The following is an 18,049-nucleotide window of genomic DNA, read 5'->3' as shown; positions in this document are numbered from 1 at the left end:
AGAGGAACTAAGGTGGTTGCCATGACCCAGCACTCTGCCCACACCGCCGCCCGCCTGTACCTCTGCACCGACGCCCGCAAGGAGCGCGGGGACTTTGCGGACTTCGTGGACGCGGCGTTTGCCGGCGGCGTGGACATCATCCAGCTGCGGGATAAGAGCATCGAGGCGGCCGAGGAACTCGAACTGCTGGAGATCGTCCATGCCGCCGCCCGCAGGCACGGCCGGCTGTGGGCCGTGAACGACCGCGCCGATATCGCGTCCATCGCCGGCGCACCGGTGTTCCACATTGGCCAGAAGGACCTGCCGCTCCGCGCCGCCCGGAAGCTGCTGCACGATGCCACCGTCATCGGACTGTCCACCCACAGCACGGAGCAGGTGGACGCCGCCATCGCCGCGGCTCACGGGCGCAGCGGCCTGGACTATTTCTGTGTAGGCCCGCTGTGGGCCACCCCCACGAAGCCCGGGCGGGCCGCCGTCGGGCTCGATTTGGTGCGCTACGCCGCGGAGGCTGTCCGCAGCGCGAATGAGGAACGGGTGGGCGGCCTGCTGCTGCCCTGGTTCGCGATCGGCGGGATCGACCGCACGAACGTGGAGCAGGTCCTGGCGGCAGGAGCCAGCCGGATCGTCGTCGTCCGCGCCATCACCGAGGCCCCAGACCCCTCGGCCGCCGCGGCCGAACTGCTCGACGCCCTGGATGCAACGGCGCCGGCCGCCGTCTCCTAAGCCGCCGTCTCGTGCGGAGAAACCGCTACCCGCTGAGGCCCAGCTGGACCATCCGCCGGGAATGGTTCTCCGCGACTTCGGCGGTGATGCCCCGCATCAGCTCGCGCGCGGTGGCGTCCGTGGCGGCCGGTTCCGCCTCGACGAACAGCTCGCTCAGAAAGGCGTGTTCGTGGCCCACGCGCTGGGCCTGTGTGATCGCTTCGCCCAGGAGCCGGCGGCCCCACAGCGCGAGCCGGGACGCAAGCCGGGGGTCGTCGGCCAGTGCTCCCTTGAGCCGGTCCCGGAGTACGGCCGTGGCTTCTTCCGACGACTGGATCTGCTGGATGAGGTCGCGCGTTCCGGGATCCACGAACCGGGCCACCGCCTGGTAGAAATCGGCGGAAACGGTGTCCACCACATAGGCCTTCATCAATGATTCGTACCAGTCTGCCGGACGGGTCCGTTCGTGGAAGTGGTCCACAGCCGACTGGAACGGCAGCATCGCATTTTCGACGTCGACGCCCATCTCCGCCAGCTTGGCGCTCACCAGTTCATAATGCTGGAATTCGACGACCGCAATCCTGCCGATCACGGCCCGGTCGTGCAGCGTGGGTGAGTAGCGGGCGTCAGAGGAGAGCCGCTCGAACGCGGACAATTCGCCATATGCCATCACGCCGAACAGATCTGCGACGAATCGGTCGTAGCGAGCGGTGTCAGCCGAGGATGTGCCCATAATCCAAGACTAACGGCGCAATTCGGGCTAACCTGATTTTCGTGTCACATCATCGTCTGTCGCCCAGCGTCCACGAGCAGACCAATGCGCTCGCGGACGCCCTGAGCGCTCTACGGACGGAGCTGGAGCTTCCCGGGGACTTCCCCGAGGATGTGCTCAAGGAAGCAGAAGCCGCCGTGGCGGACCGGCAGTTTCCGGACCTGGACCTGACCGGAGTGGACTTCCTGACCATCGATCCGCCGTCGTCCACCGACCTGGACCAGGCACTGTTCATCGAACGCCACGGTGAGGGCTACCGGATCCTCTACGCCATTGCCGACGTTCCGTCCTTCGTGCAGCCGGGCGGCGCGCTCGACGCCGAGACCCGCCGCCGGGGGCAGACGTTCTACGCTCCGGACGGCCGGATTCCGCTGCATCCGGAGGTGATCAGCGAGAACGCCGGCAGCCTGCTGGCCGGGCAGCTGTGCTCCGCCTTTGTCTGGGAGTTCGAACTCGACGCCGCCGCCGAGGTGGTGTCCGTGCTGGTGCGCCGGGCCGCCGTGCGCAGCCGGGCCAAGCTCGACTACAAAGGCGTCCAGGCGGACCTGGATGCCGGCACCGCCCCGCCCATGCTGCAGCTGCTGCGGGAGGTGGGGCGCAAGCGCGTGGACCTTGAGCGGGCCCGCGGCGGTGCCAGCCTGAACATGCCGGAACAGGAGATTGTCCAGCTGCCCGACGGCGGCTACCGGATCGTGGCGGTCCCCCAGCTGCCGGTAGAGGACTGGAACGCCCAGATTTCGCTCATGACCGGGATGGCCGCCGCTTCGCTGATGCTCAACGGCAAGGTAGGGATCCTGCGCACCATGCCGGCCCCGGATGAACGCTCGCTCAGCCACTTCAAGCGCCAGACAGCCGCGCTGGGCAAGCCGTGGGACGGGCAGGAAAGCTACGGCGAGTACCTGCGCACCCTCGACCCCACCGACCACGGCCAACTGGCCATCCTCCATTCGGCCGGCATGCTCTTCCGCGGAGCCGCGTACACGCATTTCGACGGAACCGTCCCGGAGGACGCCGTCCAGTCAGCCATCGGCACCGCGTACGCGCACACCACCGCACCGCTGCGCCGGCTCGTGGACCGGTTCGTCCTGGTCATCTGCGAGGCCCTGAGCAACAACAGGCCGGTGCCTGCCTGGGCGCGCGAGGCGCTCCCCTCGCTGCCCGAAATCATGGCGTACTCCGACCAGCTGGCGGCAAGGATGGAACGCCTTGCCCTGGACACCGTCGAAGCCGCGCTGCTGATCAACCACATCGGACAGGAGTTCGATGCCGTGGTGATCTCCGGGTCAAAGCCGGCCAAAAACGGCAACGGCGCAGGCAACGGAAACGGGAATGGCAACAACGGTAAAGGTCTGAACGGCAGGGGAAGCAACGGGTCCGGCCCCTCCGGCGTGGTCCAGATCGCCGAACCGGCCGTGACGGCCAGGTGTGCGGGCGAAATGGAGCCCGGCACCAGGGTCCGCGTCCGGCTGATCTCCTCGGACATCGCCACCAGGGAGGTCCACCTCGAGCTCGTCGGCTGATCCGCTTCTGCGTCGCCAGGGGCCCTGCGGCGGCGTGAGTCAAGGAAAACACGGGTTTGCCAGTAGACTGGGTGGGTAGTAATGGATGCCCGGTCGTTGATTTCCTCGATTTGAATTCAACAAGCCCGCCCCTACGCGATCTTGAGTACCACCCGCCGGTCCCCAGTGCCGGCAATTAGATAGCCCGCGATCGGCTTCCACTGGAATTGCTTGCGCGCCTGAGCGTGCTCCGGAACGGCCCCGTGCCCGCCCCGTTGAGCAGGCGGCGCCAACGCCTAAATGAATAAGGAAACTCCCCTGTGAGTGAATTGCATACCCACCAGCTTCTCTCCGACGACACCGGCACCGAGACCATCGAGCCGGAAGAGACCATCATCTCGGACGAGAAGCCGCACGAAATAGCCGAAAAGTCGTTCGCCGACTTTGACGTCCGCGCCGACATCGTCGAATCGCTGGCCGACGCCGGCATCACGCACCCCTTCCCCATCCAGGCCATGACGCTGCCCGTCGCGCTGTCCGGCCATGACATCATCGGCCAGGCCAAGACCGGCACCGGAAAGACCCTCGGCTTCGGCATCCCCGTGCTGCAGCGCGTGGTGGGCCGGGACGATGCCGGGTTCGACAAGCTGCCCTCCCCCGGCGCGCCGCAGGCCATGGTGATCGTTCCCACCCGCGAACTTGCCGTCCAGGTGGCCAACGACCTGCAGACCGCATCCCGCAAGCGCAACGTCCGCATCGCCACGATTTACGGCGGCCGCGCCTACGAGCCGCAGATCGACGCGCTCCAGAAGGGCGTGGAAGTGGTTGTCGGCACGCCCGGCCGCCTTATCGACCTCTTCAAGCAGCGCCACCTGGTGCTCAAGAACGTCAAGATCGTCGTCCTGGACGAGGCCGACGAAATGCTGGACCTCGGCTTCCTGCCCGACGTCGAGACCCTCATCGCCGGCACCCCCGCCGTCCGCCAGACGCTGCTGTTCTCGGCCACCATGCCCGGCCCGGTCATCGCGATGGCCCGCCGGTACATGACCCAGCCCACCCACATCCGCGCCGCCGATCCCGACGACGAAGGCCTGACCAAGCGCGACATCCGCCAGCTCATCTACCGCGCGCACAGCATGGACAAGACCGAAGTGGTCTCCCGCATCCTGCAGGCCCGCGGCCGCGGCCGGACCATCATCTTCACCAAGACCAAGCGCACCGCAGCCAAGGTCGCTGAGGAACTGGTGGACCGCGGCTTCGCCGCGGCTGCCATCCACGGCGACCTCGGGCAGGGCGCCCGCGAGCAGGCCCTCCGCGCCTTCCGCAACAACAAGGTGGACGTCCTGGTGGCCACAGACGTCGCGGCCCGCGGCATCGACGTCGACGACGTCACGCACGTCATCAACTACCAGTGCGTGGAGGACGAGAAGATCTACCTGCACCGCGTGGGCCGCACCGGCCGCGCCGGCAACAAGGGCACTGCCGTGACGTTCGTGGACTGGGACGACATGCCGCGCTGGGGCCTCATCAACAAGGCGCTGGGTCTGAGCGTTCCGGAGCCGGTCGAAACGTACTCCTCCTCGCCGCACCTCTACAGCGACCTGGACATCCCGGAAGGCACCAAGGGCCGGCTGCCGCGCAGCAAGCGCACCCTCGCCGGCGTCGACGCCGAGGTCCTGGAGGACCTGGGCGAGACCGGCAAGAAGAACAGCCGCTCTGGCGGCCGGGACTCCGGCCGCCCCGGCAGCAGGGATGGCGGCAGCAGGGAAGGCAGCCGCCGCGGCGGTGACGCCGGCAAGCGTTCAGGCGAGCGCCGCCGTCGTGCATCAGAGTCCGGCGCGGACGCCGGAACCGGTCCCGCTGCCACCGCGACCGTTGAAGGGGAGCAGCCGGCGCGCCCGCGCCGGAACCGCACCCGCACCCGCCGCCGCAACGGCGAAGTGGTCTCCGGCAGCGAATCCGCTGCAACCGGATCGCAGCCCGGCACCGAGGCCCCATAGCCTCAATGACTGAAACTGTCTGGGCGCCGGACGGCAGCAACCTGGTGGTGCACGCGGATAACGCGGACTTCCTCCCCACGCTGCCGGACGGCGCCTTCACACTCATTTACGTGGACCCGCCCTTCAACACCGGCCGGGCACAGCAGCGCCAGGAAACAAAGATGGTGCTGAACGCCGACGGCGACGGCGACCGGGTGGGCTTCAAGGGCCGCTCCTACGACACGATCAAGGGCGCCCTGCACCGCTACGACGACGCCTTCAGCGACTACTGGTCCTTCCTCGAGCCGCGCCTCGTGGAGGCCTGGCGGCTCCTGGCCGACGACGGCACCCTGTACCTGCACCTGGACTACCGCGAGGTGCACTACGCCAAGGTGATGCTGGATGCCATCTTTGGCCGTGAGTGCTTCCTCAACGAGATCATCTGGGCCTACGACTACGGTGCGCGCGCCAAGAACCGCTGGCCCACCAAGCACGACAACATCCTTGTCTACGTCAAGAACCCGGCCAGGTACCACTTCAACAGCGCCGAGGTGGACCGGGAGCCCTACATGGCCCCGGGGCTTGTGACTCCGGCTAAGCGTGAGCTGGGGAAGCTGCCCACGGACGTCTGGTGGCACACCATCGTCTCCCCCACGGGCAAGGAAAAGACCGGCTACCCCACGCAGAAGCCGGAGGGGCTGGTGCGCCGGGTGGTGGCGGCGTCCAGCCGCCAAGGTGACTGGTGCCTCGACTTCTTCGCCGGTTCCGGCACGCTCGGTGCGGTGGCGGCCAAGCTGGGACGCAGGTTCGTCTGCGTGGACCAGAACCAGCCGGCCATCGACGTCATGGCCAAACGGCTCGGGGCGCACGCCGAAATCGCGTCCTACCCGCCCAACTAGCTTGCAGTTGTTGTCGTTTTGGGGCCCCAAAACGACAACAAATGCCAGTCAGCTGGGTTTAACGGACGACGGCGGTGCCCGTGCCCAGCTCCTCGATCCGCTCGAACACGTCCGGCGCGGTCAGGTTCTCGCCCAGCCGGTTGGGCTTGCCCAGGCCGTGGTAATCGGAGGACCCGGTCACCAGGAGCCCGTGCCGGGCGGCCAGCTTCCGCAGGAATTCCCGGCCCTCCTCCGGATTGTCCCGGTGGTTGACCTCCAGCCCGGCCAGGCCGGCGTCGATCATGCTGTGGTAGGTGCTTTCGCCCACGATGCGACCCCGCGCGGAGGCGACGGGGTGGGCAAAGACGGGAACGCCGCCGGCGGCGCGGACCAGTTCGACGGCGAGGGCCGGCTCCGGCGCGTAGTGCTGCACGAAGTAGCGCGAGTGCGAGGTGAGGATCGAGGTGAAGGCCTCGGAACGGTCCGCCACCACACCGGCAGCCACCAGGGCATCGGCGATGTGCGGCCGACCCACCGTGGCCCCCGGCGCCACGTGGTGGATGACATCGTCCCAGGTCAGAGGGTAGTCCTCGGCGAGCAGCGTGACCATGCGCTCGGCGCGGGTCAGGCGGGCTTCCCGGGCTTTCGTGATCTCTTCGAGCAGGCCCAGGTGCGCGGGGTCGTGCAGGTAGCTCAGCAGGTGGACACTGATCCCGTTCTCCGTCCTGCAGGAAATCTCCATGCCGGGCACCAATGCCACGCCGTTGTCAGCCGCCGCCCGGGACGCTTCCTCCCAGCCGTCCGTGGAGTCATGGTCCGTCAGCGCAATGACGTTCAGCCCCGCCGCCGCGGCGGCCGCCATGACCTCGGCCGGCGTTTCCGTGCCGTCAGAAACATTTGAGTGGGCGTGCAGATCTATCCTCACCTGCCCAGCCTAGTAGATGGCGCGCTCCTGTGGCCGGGTGGGGCGTGAATCTGCCCCCGCTTCTCCCTGCAGGGCCGGTGTTGGCCTAAGCCGCTCGGCTGGTGAGACGATGGGACCGTGAACTCTGCAGACAACACCCACAACGGTGACAACACAGCTTCCCAGCCCCTGGAAGAGCGCGTCAACAACCGCTCCCAGCGGCCCAGTTCCGCGGCTTTCAAGGCCTTCATGGCCAGCAACTGGGCGCCCGCGCCGCAGGTGACCCCTGAACGGGACGCCGTTGCCAGCCATGCCGCGAGGAGGCGGCGGGCCATCTCCGACCAGTTCAAGGGCGAACGCCTCGTGCTTCCGGCCGGGCCCCTGAAGGTCCGCTCCAACGACTGCGACTACCGCTTCCGCCCGCACTCCGGCTTCGCCCACCTCACCGGCCTCGGGCTGGACCATGAGCCCGACGCCGTGCTCATCTTCGAACCCGTCGAGGAGGGAAAGGGCGACGACGGCGGCAGCCACCGCGCCACGCTCTACTTCCGGCCGCTGGCCGGACGGGACACCGAGCAGTTCTACGCCGACGCGCGGTCGGGGGAATTCTGGATCGGGGCACGGCCCACGCTGGCCGAGTTTGAGGCCCGGCTCGGAATCCCCACAGCCCACATCGACGAACTCGAGGTGGCCGTCACCAAGAACGTCGGCGCCCCCGAAATCGGCGGCATCTCCATCCGCCTGGTGCGCAAGGTGGACGAGAACATCGACGCCCTCGTGGACACCGCCCGCTACAACACCGCCAAGGATCCGGACAACCTGGACCTGGGCGTGCTGGACGCCCTCGACGAGAAGCTCTCCGAGGCCCTCTCCGAACTGCGCCTGACCAAGGACGAGTGGGAAGTCGAGCAGATGCAGATCGCGGTGGCCGCCACGGTGGAGGGCTTCACCGAAGTGGTAAAGGCCCTGCCCCGCGCGCTGACGCACTTCCGCGGCGAACGCGTGGTGGAGGGCGCGTTCTTCGCCCGGGCCCGGGAGGCGGGCAACGAACTCGGCTACGACACCATTGCCGCCGCCGGCAACAACGCCACCGTGCTCCACTGGACCCGCAACACCGGCAAGGTCAACGCCGGCGAGCTGCTCCTGCTGGACGCCGGTGTTGAGGCCGATTCCCTCTACACCGCGGACATCACGCGCACGCTTCCGGCCAACGGCAAGTTCTCGGCCGTGCAGCGCAAGATCTACGAGGCGGTCCTGGATGCGGCCGATGCCGGCTTCGCAGCCGCCCAGATCGGTGTGAAGTTCCGCGACGTGCACACCGCCGCCACGACGGTCCTCGCGGAGCGGCTTTCCGAATGGGGCCTGCTTCCGGTCTCCGTCGAGGAGGCCCTGGGCGAGGACGGCCAGCAGCACCGGCGCTGGATGCCGCACGGCACCAGCCACCACCTCGGCCTCGACGTCCACGACTGCGCCCAGGCCAGGCGGGAACTCTACCTGGACGGCGTGCTGCGCGAGGGAATGGTCTTCACCATCGAACCCGGCCTGTACTTCAAGCAGGAGGACCTCGCCATCCCCGAAGAGTACCGCGGCATTGGCGTGCGCATCGAGGACGACATCCTGATGACCGCCGAGGGCCCCGTAAACCTCAGCGCGGCGCTGCCCCGCACCGCGGACGATGTCGAGGCCTGGATGGCCGGCATCTACCAGGAGATCGACGCCAAGGACTAAGCGCTCCGACACAGGAAGGGACGGCCACCGGATGATCCGGGTGGCCGTCCCTTCCTGCTGTCCTGGCCTTATTGCCGGGACCGGGCTACTGCTGCTGTCCGTCCCGGCCCTGCTCGGCCTGGTTTGGGTCCACCCGTACGCCGTACTGCGGCCGCCCGTCGGGCAGGTCCGGGTAGCGGACGGCCGGGCGCTGGCCTGCTGCCGGTGTGCCCTCTGCTGGCTGGCCCTGCTCCGCGTCGTACGGCTGGCCCTGCTGGTGCTCACCGTACTGGTGGTGCTGGCCCTGCGGCTGTCCGCCCTGAACGTGCTGGTCTGGGACGTGCTGCCCGTTGGCGTCCTGGCCGCGCTGGCCGTAGGGGTCGTTCCAGCCAGCCGGGCGCTGCGGCGCCTGGCCCTGCGGGGGGCCCTGGTGCCGGCCCGGCTGCTGGTAGGGCTGGTTCTGGTAGTCGTGCTGGGTGTGCGGCGCCGGGTGCCCGCCCGGGGTTGCGTCGGACGGCGTCATCGGCAGCTGCAGGAGCAGGCGGCGGGCCTCATGGGCAGCCTCGAAGGCCACGACCACGTCGTAGCTGGTGGCAACCACCTGGCTGGTGGACGTGAAGTCGCGCTTGCCGCGCTGCATGGCGTAGGTGACGATCCCGAACAGCATGAAGAACGCGGCACCCATCAGCACCGAGCTGATGATGGAGAACGTCCCGCCGGCGGGCGTGAAGAAGGACAGCATGACACCGACGAAGAGGCCGAACCACATGCCGCTCAGCGCACCGGAGAGCGCCACCCGCGGATAGCTGAGGCGCCCCGTCACCCGTTCCACCATCTTGAGGTCGTTGCCCACGATGGACACCAGGTGCACCGGGAACTGCTGGTCGGCGAGGTAGTCCACGGCCTTCTGGGCGTCCAGGTAGGAGGTGTACGAGCCGACGGTGTCCCCCGTGGGGACCGTCTTCGATTCGTCCGAGCCGTTGGGTCCAGCCTTGGGAGCACCAAAAATATTCGCCATGTCTTCATTCTTGCCTATAAGGATGGGTGTGAGCTGAAAATTCAGCTAAAAGAGAGCAGACTCGGTAGCCTGTAGAGGTGAGCACGAATCCTACCCGCGTCTTTGTCGCGCGCCTCCTCGGACTGGATGTCTTCGACCCTCTGGGCGACCGTCTGGGACGATTGCGCGACGTCGTCGTGCTCTCCCGCGGAACCCGGGGCGCCCCGCACGTGGTGGGCATCGTCGTCGAAGTTCCCGGCAAGAAGCGCGTCTTCGTCCCGATGACCCGGATCACCTCCATCGACCAGACCCAGATCATCTGCACCGGCCTGGTGAACCTCCGGCGCTTCGAGCAGCGCGGCGCCGAGACACTGGTGGTGGCCGAAATGTTCGACCGCCGGGTCACCCTCACGGACGGCAGCGGCGACGCCACCATCGAGGACATCGCCATGGACCAGCACCGCTCGGGCGACTGGTTCGTGAGCAAGCTGTTCGTCCGCCGCGGGCATTCCCTGGCGCCCCTGAGCAGGCTGCGCCGCAACGAGACCATGATCATCGACTGGGCAGACGCGCACCAGGGCCCCAAGACGGAACCTCAGGCAGCCACGCAGTTCGTGGCCAACCACGAGGACCTCAAGCCCGCGGACTTCGCCGAGGCGCTCCAGGAAATGAGCGACAAGCGCCGCTTCGAGGTGGCCAGCGAACTGCAGGACGAGCGGCTCGCGGACGTCCTGCAGGAGCTGCCCGAGGACGACCAGGTGGAAATCCTCTCCGCCCTCGACGTCCAGCGCGCCGCCGACGTCCTGGAGGAGATGGACCCTGACGATGCCGCCGACCTCCTCGGCGAGCTGCCGTCCGCCCAGGCCGAGGAACTCCTTCAGCTGATGGAGCCCGAGGGCGCCGAGGACGTCCGTCGCCTCCTCGAATACGACGAGGACACCGCCGGCGGCCTCATGACCCCCGTTCCGGTCATCCTCCCGCCCGAAGCCACGGTGGCCGAGGCTCTCGCCCACGTCCGGCGCGAGGAGCTCTCCCCCGCCCTCGCCTCGTCCATCTTCATCGCCCGTCCGCCGCTGGAAACCCCCACCGGCCGGTTCCTCGGCGTGGTGCACATCCAGCAGCTGCTGCGCTTCCCGCCGTTCGAGTCGCTGGGCAACCTCGTGGACAAGAACCTGGAACCGCTCTCGGACCTGGCCCACATCAGCGAGGTGGCCCGCACCCTCGCGACGTACAACCTGAACTCGCTGCCGGTGGTCAACCAGGCCGGCAGGCTGGTCGGCGCGGTGACGGTGGACGACGTCCTGGACCATCTGCTGCCCGATGACTGGCGGGCCAACGACGGCGAGGCACCGGTCAGGAAGCTTGGTGGCCGCATTGGCTGAGAACACGGCAAAGGGAACCCGTCCGGGCGCAAAGCCGGCAGCCCAGGGCAGCCTGGACACCCCGCTGAGCGGCCGCCAGCGCATCCTCCCCAAGTTCTCGCCGAACCCTGATGCCTTCGGCCACGCGACGGAGGGCTTCGCCCGCTTCATGGGCACCCCGCAGTTCCTGCTCTACATGACCGTGTTCTGTGTCTTCTGGCTGGCCTGGAACACCTTCGCTCCCACGGCCTGGCAGTTCGACAAGGTCGAACTCGGGTTCACGCTCCTGACACTGATGCTGTCCCTGCAGGCGTCCTACGCCGCGCCGCTCCTGCTGCTCGCGCAGAACCGCCAGGACGACCGCGACCGTGTATCACTGCAGCAGGACCGCCAGCGGGCCGAACGCAACCTCTCGGACACCGAATACCTCACCCGGGAACTGGCCGCGCTCCGGATCGCGCTGCGTGAAGTCGCCACCCGCGACTACGTCCGGGCGGAACTGCGCAGCCTGCTGGAGGACCTGCTGGAGGCCCAGGAGGAGCTCCGCACGCACGAACCGTCCGGGCCCGGCAGCCATGAATCGCCGCGCGAACTGGTCCGGGAAAAGCTGAAGGAGAAGCGGGAAAAGCAACGCAACCCCCGCACGCAGCAGATCCCCAAGATCAAGTCTGAAAAGACGCGCCAGGGCCGGGCAGCCCACCGACCCACCTCTCCCGAAAGCTGAGCACCACGGCATGAGCACCACCCTCGTTCAGGCAGTCAACGCTGCCCTGGCAACCGTCATCGACCCCGAGCTCCGGCGCCCCATCACCGAACTGGGCATGGTGGACTCCGTGGAGATTTCCGACGACGGGACCGTCCACCTGTCGGTGCTGCTCACCATTGCCGGCTGCCCCCTGCGCGACACCATCACCCGGGACTCCGAGGCGGCGCTGCTGGACGTACCCGGCGTGACCGCCGTCGAAGTGGACTTGTTGGTCATGACCCAGGCGCAGCGCGACGCCCTGAAGGAGCAGCTGCGCGGCCCCGGCGGCGAGCGGGGCATCCCGTTCAACCAGCCGGGGTCCCTCACCAAGGTCTTTGCGGTGGCCAGCGGCAAGGGCGGGGTGGGAAAGTCCTCGGTGACCGTCAACCTCGCCTGTTCCCTCGCGGCACAGGGGCTGCGCGTGGGCATCGTGGACGCGGACGTGTACGGTTTCTCGGTGCCGGCCCTGATGGGGATCACCCAGGCCCCCACCCGCGTGGACGACATGATCCTGCCGCCGGTGGCTTATGGCGTGAAGGTCATTTCCATCGGCATGTTCGTCACCGGAAACCAGCCCGTGGCCTGGCGCGGACCCATGCTGCACCGCGCACTTGAGCAGTTCCTCACGGACGTCTACTTCGGCGACCTGGATGTGCTGTTCCTGGACCTCCCGCCGGGCACCGGCGACATCGCCATCTCGGTCGCGCAGCTGCTGCCCAAAGCCGAGATCCTGGTGGTCACCACTCCCCAGGCGGCCGCGGCCGACGTCGCCGAGCGTGCCGGCGCCATCGCCACCCAGACCGGGCAGACGGTGGCCGGGGTCATCGAGAACATGTCCTTCCTGGAAATGCCCGACGGCGGCCGGATGGACCTGTTCGGCACCGGCGGCGGCGAGGTGCTCGCCGAGAGGCTCAGCGCGTCGACCGGCACGGACGTGCCGCTGCTGGGCCAGATTCCGTTGGACATTCTCCTGCGCGAAGGCGGCGACTCAGGCAGGCCCATCGTCCTGGGCGGCCCGGACACGCCGGCCGCAGCGGCACTCTCCGGCACCGCCGGGAAGCTCGCGGCCAGGCCGCGGGGACTGGCCGGGATGAAGCTGGGCGTCCAGCCCCGCTGATTATTCCGGTTTCGCCGGTCGAACCCGGGCGACCGCTAAGCCTGTCCCCTGGGTGGGCCTGCCGAAACCCGGGTTACGTCGCCTCGGAATCGAAAGGGGCCCGCTCCCCCACGCCAAGGCTTTCGATGATGCGGGCCGGCCGCTCCTCGGCCAAGGAAGCCGCGGCTGATGCCGCGGCGGCCACGGCCGCGGGACTGCCCGAGCTCACCGGCTTGGTGTCGTCCTCGAGGAGCGCTTCCTTGATGATGCGCCGCGGATCGTACTGGCGGGGATCGTATTTCTTCCAGTCAACGTCATCGATGTCGATGCCGACTTCTTCCTTGATCTGCTCCCGCGCGCCGGAGGCCATCCGCCGCACTTCACGGACCAGGTTTGCCAGTTTCTGGGTGTATTCGGGCAGCCTCTGGGGGCCGATCACCAGAATGCCGATGAGCAGCAGAAGGATAAACTCCGGGCCGTTGATTCCAAACACTTTAGGAAGATTACCCTCTCCGGGGAGGCAGTGACGATTTCATCCCGGCCAGCGTCCTGCGGGCCCATTCTGCAGGGACGGGCAAGCGTCTCAAAGCCCCAACTGGCGCGCTATTTTACGCAGGCCGCGTTCCACCCGGTCAACGGCAGTCTCCTGCGCCGGTCCCTGGGCTCCGGCACTGCCGCTGGCCGCGTCCGTCCCTGCGGCAAGGCCCGGGCTGGCCGCCCCTCCGGCCCCGGCGAGCATCGCCACGGCGTCGTCGGCCGAGGTGGCGGGCAGGTCCGACACGTAGGTGAAGGTGCTCCGGGACGTCTGGTAAATGGCGCTCCATGGTTGCCCCGCCTTGACCCAGACCTGGCCGACCGCCGTCGTTCCCGGCAGGTTGGCGGCCACGTATCCGTCGCTTCCGGCAGGGTGGCCGGTCAGTGGGTTGACCGGCCAGGGCGCCGCCGGCGTTCCCTGGTGCTGTTCCAGGATCCGTGCCGTGTGCTGCCCGTCCGTCAGGCGCAGTTCGACTGTGGGCTGGCCCGCCAGCACCGTTGTGCTGGCCGAAACAAGGTGGAAACCCATGGCGCGCAGTTCGGGGCAGGTCCAGCCGGAGGACCGCAGGGCGGCGAGCCGGCTGTCCGTTCCCGGGGAATGCCCTGACTGGCCATAGAGTGAGGCCGTTCCGGCGGCGTACTGGCGGGGTTCCCCGGCCACCGTGTACGCTCCGGCGGCCACCGCCCCGGCCGCCACCACGGCTACCCCGCCGGCCAGCCCGGCCAGCCGCATGCGGCTGGGCCGGTAGACGGGGGCCGGCGCCATGGCCAGCTGCTGGGTGCGGAGCAGGAGCCGCGCTGTCAGCTCGTCACTGGCGGCCGGGACAGCGGCAGTACGGAGCCGCTCGATGTACTGGCGCTGCCGGTGCAGGGCGCTGGCGCACTCCGCGCACGCGCGGACATGGTCCGGCGTCTGCGGGTGCCGTCCGCCGGCAAGCGGCGAGAACGCTGCCTTCCTCCTGAGCCCCTCCAGCAAGCGATGTAGCTGACGCATGTCGCCGATCAGAGAACGCCGGCGATGCGGGGCATCTTCAGCCGCGGCTTGCGTGCCTGCTGCGGCCGCGGATCGCGGTGGGCAAGCTTTTCGCGCAGCATGGTCCGGCCGCGGTGAATGCGTGACCGCACCGTGCCCAGCTTCACGCCCAGGGCCTCGGCGACCTCGTCGTACGACAGCCCTTCAAGGTCGCACAGGACGACGGCGGCACGGAAGTCAGGCGGGAGTTCCTCGAGGGCGGCCTGGACGTCGAGGTCCAGGTTGTTGAGTTCGAAGCTTTGCTCGGGGCCGGGTTCCCGGCCGGGCAGCCGCGATTCGGCGTCCTCGGCCAGCGCGTCAAAGCGGATACGGCTCTTGCGCCGCGCCTGGTCGAGGAAGAGGTTGGTGGTGATCCGGTGCAGCCAGCCGTCCAGGGTTCCCGGCTTGAAGTTCTCCAGGGAACGGAAGACGCGGACGAACACCTCCTGGGTGAGGTCCTCGGCGTCATACTTGTTACCGGTGAGCCGGTAAGCGAGACGGTACACCTTGGCGGAGTGGTTGGTGACCACTTCCTCCCACGTGGGCGGGGCCCACTCGGCGGCTTGCTGTTCAGTTGCAGGGACAGGTGCCGCAACGGATGCTGACATCGTCCACTCCCCTCGTGGATGTAATAACGCCTGACGTGCTTTACATCATTGGTTCGGCGCCGATCACCACTTGGATGAGCGGATTATTATCATGTCAAAGTTGGCTGGGAATTTCCTGACCGCGGAGCCCCCCTTTGCTAAAAGCGCAACTTATTCACCCGAATTGTGCGCCGGTTTCCGGGGCACCGTCCCTGCGGTTCACGGCACCGGGTGACAGTATGCGCCATCACAGGCGTCGCCGCCGTCACTTGCCCGTCGGGCGCCGTCCAACCAAGTACGCTGTAAGAACATGCCCCCCTGCCGCCCAGAAAGCGAAATCCATGAGCGCCGATAAGTCCACGAGCTGGTCCTATGCAGAAGATCTGCCTGCCGAGGATGAGGTCCTGCTTCGTGCCCGGGAGCGTTCGTTCGAGCTTGGCGTGACACCCATCGGCCGTGGCGTTGGCGCCGTGCTGACTGTGCTGGCTGCGGCATCCAAGGCGCAGACCGCCGTCGAGATCGGTACCGGCGCCGGGGTGTCCGGCGTCTGCCTGCTCCGCGGCCTCGGCCCCCAGGCCGTGCTCACCACCATTGACGTGGACGTGGAGCACCTGAAGGCGGCGCGGGAGGCCTTCCAGGAAGCAGGCAGCCCGGCCAACCGTACGCGTACCATCTCCGGCCGTGCCGGCGATGTCCTGCCGAGGCTCACGGATGCCGCCTACGACCTCGTATTCATCGACGGGGACAAGCCCAACTTTCCCCGCTACGTGGAGCAGGCCGTGCGCCTGCTCAAGACCGGCGGCCTGCTGATCGTCAATGACGCCCTGGACAAGGACCGGGTGTCCAACCCTGCGGCCCGCGATGCAACCACCGTTGTGCTGCGCCAGGTGGGCAAGGCCGTCCGCGACGACGACCGGCTGGCTTCCGCCATGCTTCCCACCGGTGACGGGCTGCTGGTAGCGGTCAAGAGATAGACCGGCCAGACATACGAAAAAGGCAGGGCCCGCAGCCTTCCGGCTGCGGGCCCTGCCTTTAGTCTTATTCGGTGACGCCGACGAGGCAGTCCTTGAGGTTGGCCGCCTCTGCGGCGTTGAGTTCAACCACGAGCCGGCCCCCGCCTTCGAGCGGCACACGCATGATCAGGCTGCGGCCCTCCTTGGTTACTTCCATAGGGCCGTCGCCGGTGCGTGGTTTCATAGCCGCCATGAGGAATATCCCCTCCAGTAGTCCCAGGACCGAGCAGCCCGGCCGGGCTGAGTCCGCGTGGTCAAAACAAAGCCGCTCTGGCGGTCCTTTCGGCAGCCGCCATGGCTGAACAATCCGAATGCTTTTTGTCCTTGCTTACTACCTATTATCCTGTAATTACCCGTCTGTAGCTAATCGATGGACAATCCGTTCACGTGTGGATTCCTGCGCCCTGCCGCGGGCTGATCTGGGAAAACCCGTCCGGGAAACCCGGCCTGTCACGGCGGATAGTCGCCGCCGCCCGGCAACTGGGCCCACGCCCACAGCCACACCACCCAGACGATCTGGAGCAGGACGAACATCGTGATCACGGCGCCGCGGTAGGCGCGCGAGCGGGAAACGAGCGCGGCGGCCAGGGCCAGCGGAAACAGCGGCAGCAGCATGCGGAAGGTGCTGGTCTGCGGATGCAGGAACACCACGAGGTATCCCATGTAGCACACGCACCACAACCGGAGTTCCGTTCCCAGCCGGCGCACCGGCGGGGAGGCCATGAACAGGCCGAACAAGGCCACGAAGACGAACGGTGCCACGAGTCCCAGCACAGGCCCGAACAGCAGGACGCCGGTGTCGAACCAGGGTTTGAAGGGCACGAGGTCGTCCCCGCGCCATACGGTTTCGGTCTTGGTGTACGCGGCGATGTCACCGGTGGCCGCCCACGCGATGGCGGGCCAGGCGAGGGCGCCCGCACAGCTGACGGCAGCGAGCCCGGCGAGGGACAACAGTTCGTTCCGGCTGTGGACCCGGTCATGGATCCGGCGCCCCCCGGCGGCCAGCCCGTTGTTGCGTGCCCCGAGCCAGGCCTCACCGGCCCGGTACAGGAACAGGATCCCGACGGTGGCAGCAAACGGCACGCCCGTGGGCCGGGAAAGGCACATGGCCAGAACCACGGGAATGGCCCACAGGTAGTGCCGCCTGACCACCAGCAGCAGCGCAGCGGCCAGCAGCAGGAGGTTCAGGGATTCCGCGTACGGCACCTGGAGCACCGGCGCGACGGGGAAGGTGGCGAAGAACGCGGCGCCCCACACGGCAGGCCAGTGGGCTGTGCGGGTGCGGAAGAGCAGGTAGACCACCAGCGAGGCCGCCAGCCCGGCGAGCATCGCAATGGATATGAGGGGCGGCGGCAGGACTCATGCCCGTGGCAGCGGAGAGCATCCGCCCCAGCGTGGGAAACAGCGGATAGAAGGCCCAGGTGTTCTCCTGCACGTTGCCGGCAGGATCCATCGGCAGTTCGGAGGGGTATCCGGCGGTGATGACGGATTCGTACCACCGCGCGTCCCAGATGTTGATGAAGTTCCAGTAGTCGGGCTTGGCCGGGAACCAGGGGTTGAATCCCTGGTGCTGGGCGGCCGACATGAAGATGCAGGCACTGACCAGCCGGGCGGCCACGTAGACCGCCGCCACCTGGGCCCACCACGGCCAGCGGCCAAGGCGGCCGCCGAGCCGCGCCGCGGCAGTCCGGAAGGCCCTGTCCAGCCGGGTCCCGTCCTCGGACGGCGGGGGTTCGGCGGTTGCAGGCGGCACGGGGCGGGGAGCCGGCATCGGGGAGCTCACGTCCGGTCCTTGGCGGCCGTCCGGTCCTCGGCTGCGGGCTGCGCGGCAGCCGGTTCGGCGTCGGGCTCCTCGGCAGCCGGTTCGGCGTCGGGCTGCGCGGCAGCAGGTTCGGCTGTGAACGGTTCGGCGGCAGTCAGGTGGGCACAGGCGCGCAGCTGCTCGCGGAGGCTTTCTATTTCGGCGTTCCTGGCGGCCAGCTGGTCGCGAAGGTCGTCCAGCACCTGGTCCACCTGGTCCATCCGGTAACCCCGAAGCCCCAGCGCAAACCGGACGTGGTCGACGTCGGCCGGTGTGGCGTCGTCGGGGAGCAGCACCGGAGGCAGAGACGCCACGGGTTCATCGAACCCGTCACTGAAGCCGTCTCCGGCGAGAGGCGCGCGGGCGCGTTTCCTCCGCAGCATGCCCGCCCCGAGGTTGGTCCCGATAAGGGCAGTGGCTCCAATCAGGACGATGGCGAGGAAAACGAGGAAGAAACTCACA

17 protein-coding genes and 1 pseudogene are annotated in these 18,049 nt (G+C 68.0%); 9 read left to right on the top strand and 9 right to left on the bottom strand.

Annotated elements, in window-relative coordinates; translation table 11 throughout:
* Positions 1 to 21: 21 nt before the first annotated feature.
* Positions 22 to 723 carry a thiamine phosphate synthase gene (thiE, locus tag ABIE00_RS06420; RefSeq protein ID WP_354258176.1) on the top strand — a complete coding sequence of 234 codons (702 nt, stop codon included), beginning with the start codon at positions 22 to 24 and terminating at the stop codon, positions 721 to 723.
* 25 nt (positions 724 to 748) lie between these two features.
* Here thiE and ABIE00_RS06415 read toward each other — a convergent pair whose 3' ends face one another.
* Positions 749 to 1,435, bottom strand: a complete 687-nt coding sequence (locus ABIE00_RS06415) for a ferritin-like fold-containing protein (RefSeq protein WP_354258173.1) — start codon at positions 1,433 to 1,435, stop codon at positions 749 to 751.
* 41 nt (positions 1,436 to 1,476) lie between these two features.
* On the opposite strand from ABIE00_RS06415, the gene ABIE00_RS06410 reads away from it, so the two are divergent.
* From ABIE00_RS06410 to ABIE00_RS06400, 3 genes are all read left to right on the top strand, one after another.
* On the top strand, positions 1,477 to 2,994 hold the full coding sequence (locus tag ABIE00_RS06410) for an RNB domain-containing ribonuclease (RefSeq protein ID WP_354258170.1): 1,518 nt from the start codon (positions 1,477 to 1,479) through the stop codon (positions 2,992 to 2,994).
* 299 nt (positions 2,995 to 3,293) lie between these two features.
* Positions 3,294 to 4,973: a DEAD/DEAH box helicase gene (locus ABIE00_RS06405; protein WP_354258167.1), complete on the top strand. Its 1,680-nt coding sequence runs from the start codon at positions 3,294 to 3,296 to the stop codon at positions 4,971 to 4,973.
* A gap of 5 nt (positions 4,974 to 4,978) precedes the next feature.
* Complete coding sequence (locus ABIE00_RS06400; protein ID WP_354258165.1) at positions 4,979 to 5,851, top strand: DNA-methyltransferase; 873 nt, start codon at positions 4,979 to 4,981, stop codon at positions 5,849 to 5,851.
* Between the two features lie 58 nt (positions 5,852 to 5,909).
* On the opposite strand, the gene ABIE00_RS06395 is transcribed toward ABIE00_RS06400, so the two are convergent.
* Positions 5,910 to 6,755: a PHP domain-containing protein gene (locus ABIE00_RS06395; protein ID WP_354258162.1), complete on the bottom strand. Its 846-nt coding sequence runs from the start codon at positions 6,753 to 6,755 to the stop codon at positions 5,910 to 5,912.
* 117 nt (positions 6,756 to 6,872) lie between these two features.
* Between ABIE00_RS06395 and ABIE00_RS06390 the strand changes: the two genes are divergently transcribed.
* A complete protein-coding gene (locus ABIE00_RS06390; protein ID WP_354258159.1) occupies positions 6,873 to 8,462 on the top strand; it encodes an aminopeptidase P family protein in 1,590 nt (529 codons plus the stop codon).
* A gap of 85 nt (positions 8,463 to 8,547) precedes the next feature.
* On the opposite strand, the gene ABIE00_RS06385 is transcribed toward ABIE00_RS06390, so the two are convergent.
* The gene (locus ABIE00_RS06385) at positions 8,548 to 9,459 is read right to left on the bottom strand and encodes a general stress protein (RefSeq protein ID WP_354258156.1); all 912 of its coding nucleotides are present in this window, start codon (positions 9,457 to 9,459) and stop codon (positions 8,548 to 8,550) included.
* Between the two features lie 77 nt (positions 9,460 to 9,536).
* Between ABIE00_RS06385 and ABIE00_RS06380 the strand changes: the two genes are divergently transcribed.
* Genes ABIE00_RS06380 through ABIE00_RS06370 form a run of 3 tightly spaced genes read left to right on the top strand, consistent with a single transcriptional unit; the run spans position 9,537 to position 12,661 of the window.
* The gene (locus ABIE00_RS06380) at positions 9,537 to 10,820 is read left to right on the top strand and encodes a magnesium transporter MgtE N-terminal domain-containing protein (protein ID WP_354258153.1); all 1,284 of its coding nucleotides are present in this window, start codon (positions 9,537 to 9,539) and stop codon (positions 10,818 to 10,820) included.
* Positions 10,804 to 11,523, top strand: coding sequence for a DUF1003 domain-containing protein (locus tag ABIE00_RS06375; protein WP_502914204.1), 720 nt, complete (start codon positions 10,804 to 10,806; stop codon positions 11,521 to 11,523). The genes ABIE00_RS06380 and ABIE00_RS06375 overlap by 17 nt, the downstream gene beginning before the upstream one ends.
* A 10-nt stretch (positions 11,524 to 11,533) precedes the next feature.
* Positions 11,534 to 12,661, top strand: coding sequence for an Mrp/NBP35 family ATP-binding protein (locus ABIE00_RS06370; protein WP_354258142.1), 1,128 nt, complete (start codon positions 11,534 to 11,536; stop codon positions 12,659 to 12,661).
* A gap of 73 nt (positions 12,662 to 12,734) precedes the next feature.
* On the opposite strand, the gene ABIE00_RS06365 is transcribed toward ABIE00_RS06370, so the two are convergent.
* The 3 genes from ABIE00_RS06365 to sigE all read right to left on the bottom strand — a co-directional run bounded on the left by ABIE00_RS06365 (position 12,735) and on the right by sigE (position 14,794).
* Positions 12,735 to 13,133: a twin-arginine translocase TatA/TatE family subunit gene (locus ABIE00_RS06365; RefSeq protein WP_354258139.1), complete on the bottom strand. Its 399-nt coding sequence runs from the start codon at positions 13,131 to 13,133 to the stop codon at positions 12,735 to 12,737.
* Positions 13,134 to 13,223: 90 nt separating this feature from the next.
* Positions 13,224 to 14,168: an anti-sigma factor gene (locus ABIE00_RS06360; protein ID WP_354258137.1), complete on the bottom strand. Its 945-nt coding sequence runs from the start codon at positions 14,166 to 14,168 to the stop codon at positions 13,224 to 13,226.
* 8 nt (positions 14,169 to 14,176) lie between these two features.
* Positions 14,177 to 14,794 carry an RNA polymerase sigma factor SigE gene (gene sigE / locus ABIE00_RS06355; RefSeq protein ID WP_354258134.1) on the bottom strand — a complete coding sequence of 206 codons (618 nt, stop codon included), beginning with the start codon at positions 14,792 to 14,794 and terminating at the stop codon, positions 14,177 to 14,179.
* Positions 14,795 to 15,114: 320 nt separating this feature from the next.
* Here sigE and ABIE00_RS06350 point away from each other — a divergent pair, with 320 nt between their 5' ends.
* Complete coding sequence (locus tag ABIE00_RS06350; RefSeq protein WP_331575711.1) at positions 15,115 to 15,747, top strand: O-methyltransferase; 633 nt, start codon at positions 15,115 to 15,117, stop codon at positions 15,745 to 15,747.
* A 64-nt stretch (positions 15,748 to 15,811) separates the two neighbouring features.
* Here the strand turns inward: ABIE00_RS06350 and ABIE00_RS06345 are convergent, their stop codons facing one another.
* From ABIE00_RS06345 to ABIE00_RS06335, 3 genes and pseudogenes are all read right to left on the bottom strand, one after another.
* Positions 15,812 to 15,979 (bottom strand): DUF3117 domain-containing protein, encoded by a 168-nt coding sequence (locus ABIE00_RS06345; protein ID WP_102973820.1) that lies wholly within the window; start codon positions 15,977 to 15,979, stop codon positions 15,812 to 15,814.
* A gap of 257 nt (positions 15,980 to 16,236) precedes the next feature.
* Positions 16,237 to 17,569: pseudogene (locus tag ABIE00_RS06340) on the bottom strand (putative hexosyltransferase).
* The gene (locus tag ABIE00_RS06335; protein WP_354258130.1) at positions 17,566 to 18,048 is read right to left on the bottom strand and encodes a DivIVA domain-containing protein; all 483 of its coding nucleotides are present in this window, start codon (positions 18,046 to 18,048) and stop codon (positions 17,566 to 17,568) included. The pseudogene ABIE00_RS06340 and the gene ABIE00_RS06335 overlap by 4 nt, the downstream one beginning before the upstream one ends.
* Position 18,049: the final 1 nt, after the last annotated feature.

Origin of the sequence: Arthrobacter sp. OAP107 (genome assembly GCF_040546765.1) — a bacterium.
Classification (GTDB): domain Bacteria; phylum Actinomycetota; class Actinomycetes; order Actinomycetales; family Micrococcaceae; genus Arthrobacter.
This window is presented reverse-complemented; position numbering and strand designations above follow the sequence as displayed.